Raw genomic sequence first — 5,194 nt, forward strand, 5'->3', positions numbered from 1 at the left:
GAATGATTTTTGGAGCACTCGTCCTCGATCATCTACAAAACAAGCGTAATGTGTGCGCTTAGCAATATCGATTCCGATACCAAGAGGGCTTTTTCTGTTCAAGTCCCCGAAAATCCTTCTAACAGGAATGCTCCTTTTTCACTTTTGAAAAATACCTTACCCATGTAGGGTATTTTTAATTTGTTTTAAAAAACGCTATTTATTATATAGCCTTTATAAAACGTAACTCACATTTTTTTTTCACCACCTCCTTAAAGGATATTCAAATTCCTTCTAGGGTAGGGTAATTATTAGTTAAGATGAAAAGAATAAATGGTTTTCTAGATTCATTTTTTTAACATACTAATTATTTCATCTTTATTATTTTCAAAACCAATAAAATACTTAACTAACTTTCTTTTTCCGAATAACCCTTTTTTATAAAAAGCAAACATCGGAACGATTCGAGTGCCAGATATTTTCTTTAATTCTTCCTCTAAGCTAAGATTTTTACTTACATCTCTATCAGCATAATGGATTCTGTTAGAAGTTAGATATTTTTTTGCATCCTGGCAATCTAAACATGTCGGTCTTGTATATAATTCAAGTTCCAGCTTATCTCCCATTCTAATCTCACCCTTTACTAAATCGTTGATGGTTTAAATCGTTTTAAACGTAAAGCATTTACTAATACTGAAACAGAACTTAAGCTCATTGCAGCCCCAGCAACCATTGGATTTAATAATGGTCCACCTAAGAGGTAGATAACTCCCATCGCAAACGGTATGCCTAGCACGTTATATGCAAATGCCCAGAATAAGTTTTGTTTGATATTTCGAATCGTAGACTTGCTTAATTCCACGGCTGTTGGAACATCCATTAAATCACTTCTCATTAATACAATGTCTGCAGATTCCATGGCAACATCCGTCCCTGAACCAATAGCTATCCCTATATCTGCTTGTGCAAGAGCTGGTGCATCATTTATACCATCTCCAACCATGGCTACTTTCTTACCTTCTGCTTGGAGTTTTTTCACTTCATTTGCTTTATCTTCTGGCAATACTTCACTTAACACACGATCAATGCCAACTTGTTTTGCAATAGCCTCAGCTGTACCTTTATTGTCCCCAGTGATCATCGCTACTTCGATTCCCATTTTATGAAGTTTTTCAATGGCTTTTAAGCTGTTTTCCTTGACTATATCGGCAACTGCAATAATTCCAGCAATTTTGTTATTAAAAGCAATGTACATAGGAGTTTTTCCTTGACCTGCCAAAGCATCTGAGTTTCTTGCCAGTTTATCTAAAGAAATGTTGCGATCATCCATTAATTTTCTATTTCCTGCTAATATCTTTATGCCATCTACAGTCACTTCAATCCCATGACCAGGAATAGCATCAAAATTTTCTAACTTCAAAAAGCCTAGTCCTCTGCCTTCTGCCTCCCTGACAATTGCTTCACCTAATGGATGCTCAGAGCCCTTTTCTGCAGAGGCTGTTAATTGTAGTAATTCTGTTTCTCTAACTCCATTTACAGTGATAATATCTGTAACTTTAGGTTTACCCTCTGTAATCGTACCTGTTTTATCAAATACAATCGTTTGAACTTTATGGGTTGTTTCAAGTGCTCCACCGCTTTTAATCAATACGCCGTTTTCTGCGCCCTTACCAGTGCCAACCATAATCGCAGTTGGCGTAGCTAGACCAAGAGCACATGGACATGCAATAACTAAAACGGAAATGGTAATCGTTAAAGCAAAGAGCCCTGTTTGCCCTGCAAAATACCATGCCAAACCAGAAAGAATTGCTATTGCAATAACAATTGGTACAAAATATCCTGAAATGATATCAGCCATTTTAGCAATTGGCGCTTTAGATCCTTGTGCATCTTCTACCAATTTAATGATTTGTGATAAGGCTGTATCTTTTCCTACTTTAGTTGCTTGATACCGGATTGTACCATTCTTATTGATGCTTGCACCGATAACATGATCGCCTGTATTCTTTTCTACTGGAATACTTTCACCTGTTAACATGGATTCATCAATAGATGTTATACCTTCTATTATCACACCATCAACCGGTATCTTTTCTCCAGGTTTAACAATTACCGTATCTCCTACAACTACTTCATCAACAGTTATTTCTACTTCTTTTCCATCCCTTACAACAATAGCTTTCTTGGGAGCTAATCCCATTAATTTTCCAATTGCTTCTGATGTTTTCCCCATTGAACGAGCTTCAAGATATTTACCCAATGTAATAAGGGTGAGGATTACCGCTGCAGACTCATAATATAGATTTTCTGCGTAACTGGTATGCCCAATCCAAATTGCGAGTGTCGCCCCCGAACTGTAGACAAATGCAGCACCGGTCCCTAACGCAACCAATGAGTCCATGTTGGGATGTCCTCTAAATAACGTCCTAAATCCTACTGAGAAAAATTTCCATCCAAAAACCATAACTGGTATCGTTAAAATAAATTGTAATAGTGAAAACCATTCAGGGTTTGCCATTGGGTCAATTATTTTTGGCAGTGGTAAGCCCACCATGTGTCCCATCGCAATATAGAACAGTGGTATCGTGAAAACTGCTGAACCCCAAAATCGTGTCCATATGGATTTTATTTTCTTTTGTTTTTTATCCTTTTCCTCATTGGCCGAACCTGATGCTTCCATATCTTCACGAGCTTCATACCCTGCATTTGATACTGCTTCAATAATGTCCGACACAGAAACAACTGTCGGATTATACTCGATTGTCATTTTTTCTGTAGCCAGATTTACATTAGAGCTCATAACGCCATCTAAATTCCTTGTTGCTTTTTCAATGGATTGTACACACGATGCACAAGTCATACCTGTGATAGAAAATGTTTTCTGCTCATTATCTGTCAAGGCCTTATAACCAGCCTTATCTACAGCTGCTTGAATATCTTGTACGGATACTGTATTCTCATCGAAACTGATATTCAACTTTTCTGTTGCCAAGTTTACATTTGCTTCCTGTACTCCAGGCAATTTCTTCGTTGCTTTTTCAACGGTCTGTACACATGATGCACAAGTCATACCTTCTATATTAAATGTTTTTGTTGTCACTATCATTCACCCTTTCATTATTTAATAGGCTCTGCTTCATATCCAATTTCTTTGACAGCTGCGGTTAAGTTTTCTAATGTTTGAGCTGTTTCATCATAATTAACTTTGGCAATCTCTTTCTTTAAATTGACTGTTGCTTTTACTACACCCTGCAAGCCTTGCAATGCTGTTTCAATTTTATTTAAACAATGAGCACAGCTCATCCCTGTGATTTTTAAGGTTGTTTTTTCCATGATTCTCACTCCTTTTATTCTGATATTTTTCAGTGTCCTGATGAACAGTTATGATCCTTACATTTACACTGTCCAGGAACACAAGTGCAAGGTACTTCTTCAACAGCATCTTTTTTCTTCATTTCAAGTGCTTTTTCCATTTTTTCTATATCTTTAAAACTTAACGTTGCTTTTGAAATTAAGGACACTATAGTGTTACCAACTTCTTTACCACAAATGTTATCGAAAGTTTCATCTAGGATGCCTTTAATAAATTTACTTTCATTTAAATTAGCAGAATAAATATACCTCTTTCCCTCTGTTTCTGTATGAAGCATTCCTTTTTTTACAAGTCTCCCAATAAAAGTTTTGGTAGTCGCAGGTTTCCAATCCTTCTTTTGTTGCAACACTTCTATAATTTCTTTACTGGTAACTTTATCTTGTGCCCAAACGACACGCATAACTTCCCATTCGGAATCCGTAATTTTAGAGTCTATTTTAGGGTTCATGATCTCACTCCTTTAACCGTTTACACTTGTAACCATTTTTGTTGATTTCAGTTTACATTTGTAATCAATTATTGTCAAGCAATTTTATTCTCACCATATAAATTAAGGGTATTTATTTATGCATCAGAAATGTGATCTTTAGTAGCGACCAATAAAGTATTTAAACGGTGATGAGATTAATTTGAATGCGTTCCTATATGAGTTAATTCCATAATTATAGCCCTTGGGGTTCAATAATGTTCGACATCGAACTGGTAAGAGAGCAAAACTTCACTTCTAATTGGTGACGCTTGTTTATAATGCCTCCAGACTGGCTGTGGATCGGAGTAGTAAAACAAAAGAACAACCAATATCAAAATCAGCGTGATACAGAGCATATTTAATAATTTTTTAAAACATGAAAACTTCAAGGGACCACTCTACACTTTTTAAAAGAGCACTTATGAAATTGATTCACTTGCATAACTTATGAACAATACTGTAAACAGACTTAAAAGGCATCCCTTTATTGCAAAGAGGCGCCTTTTTTCAATAGTCTTACGTAAGCCTCTCAATACATATGCTATAGGAGAGGTGAGGAACATGAAGAAATACAAACGAGCCACAATCAGTATCTCAAAAATTACTCCTTCCAACTTTACAATCAAGTTAAGAAAAGACAACAAGCGATTGATTAAACGATTGGAGCGATTGGAGCAATTAGAGAATGTCCCATTTATAGTTAGAAGATGGTTCGGAAAAGACATGTAATGAAGTGTTGTAGCTCATTGTATAGAGTGGGAAGCAGTTACAATTGCAACTCACTTGCATTGAGCACGCTTCCTTTCAGATTGACTTAACGTTGGAAATTCAGTTTGGTTAACAAAGATATAATGTCCGCAGCCAAAATCAATGTCGCTATTGCGAAGGTTTTTGTCATTTATTTTGGCGGAAAATATTCCAAAAAAGAGCCGTCAACTTTGCTGACCATAGTATAATGGTCAATAGAGCTGACGGCTCTTAAACTAGAAAAGGAAAAGGTTATTTGCTCCTCTATGCTTGCCGGCCGGAGAACAAATAACCCTCCCAATGCAATGCCTATTTTACTAGAATGTCCTCTTACTTCCAAGAAATATATAAGATTTGTCGAAACTTTTGATGAAGTGGTGTTATGCCCATGTTGCGGGAGTGGAATGTCAACACTAAACTGAACAATTATTTTAAGGAACATAGACCTGTTTAAGGTATTGCCAGGAAGCCAGATATTTAAGGGAATCTGGCTCAGCCGCCAAGGCTATCATGCCCGCCACTCAAAGTAAAGTGCCGCGTTACAGCTAAATAGTACATATTCCAGCCTGATGCTTGCGCTTATATTCACTGGGTGTTAAATAGCCAAGCGATTCATGGATCCGAAT

General features: G+C 36.6%; 5 protein-coding genes. 1 reads left to right on the forward strand and 4 read right to left on the reverse strand.

Features of this window, described 5'->3' with window-relative positions; all coding sequences use genetic code 11:
- Positions 1-326: 326 nt before the first annotated feature.
- The 4 genes from H9631_RS21855 to H9631_RS21870 are packed head-to-tail and all read right to left on the reverse strand — an operon-like array spanning position 327 to position 3,800.
- The gene (locus H9631_RS21855; RefSeq protein ID WP_191816526.1) at positions 327-605 is read right to left on the reverse strand and encodes a glutaredoxin family protein; all 279 of its coding nucleotides are present in this window, start codon (positions 603-605) and stop codon (positions 327-329) included.
- Between the two features lie 17 nt (positions 606-622).
- Complete coding sequence (locus H9631_RS21860; protein ID WP_225221216.1) at positions 623-3,085, reverse strand: heavy metal translocating P-type ATPase; 2,463 nt, start codon at positions 3,083-3,085, stop codon at positions 623-625.
- A gap of 11 nt (positions 3,086-3,096) precedes the next feature.
- A complete protein-coding gene (copZ, locus tag H9631_RS21865; RefSeq protein ID WP_191816530.1) occupies positions 3,097-3,312 on the reverse strand; it encodes a copper chaperone CopZ in 216 nt (71 codons plus the stop codon).
- 29 nt (positions 3,313-3,341) lie between these two features.
- Entirely contained in the window at positions 3,342-3,800 is a 459-nt protein-coding gene (locus H9631_RS21870; RefSeq protein WP_191816532.1) for a CopY/TcrY family copper transport repressor, read from the reverse strand.
- A gap of 582 nt (positions 3,801-4,382) precedes the next feature.
- On the opposite strand from H9631_RS21870, the gene H9631_RS21875 reads away from it, so the two are divergent.
- The gene (locus H9631_RS21875; protein ID WP_191816534.1) at positions 4,383-4,550 is read left to right on the forward strand and encodes a hypothetical protein; all 168 of its coding nucleotides are present in this window, start codon (positions 4,383-4,385) and stop codon (positions 4,548-4,550) included.
- Positions 4,551-5,194 lie beyond the last annotated feature (644 nt).

The organism is Bacillus norwichensis, from assembly GCF_014836955.1.
Lineage (GTDB): Bacteria > Bacillota > Bacilli > Bacillales > Bacillaceae_C > Siminovitchia > Siminovitchia norwichensis.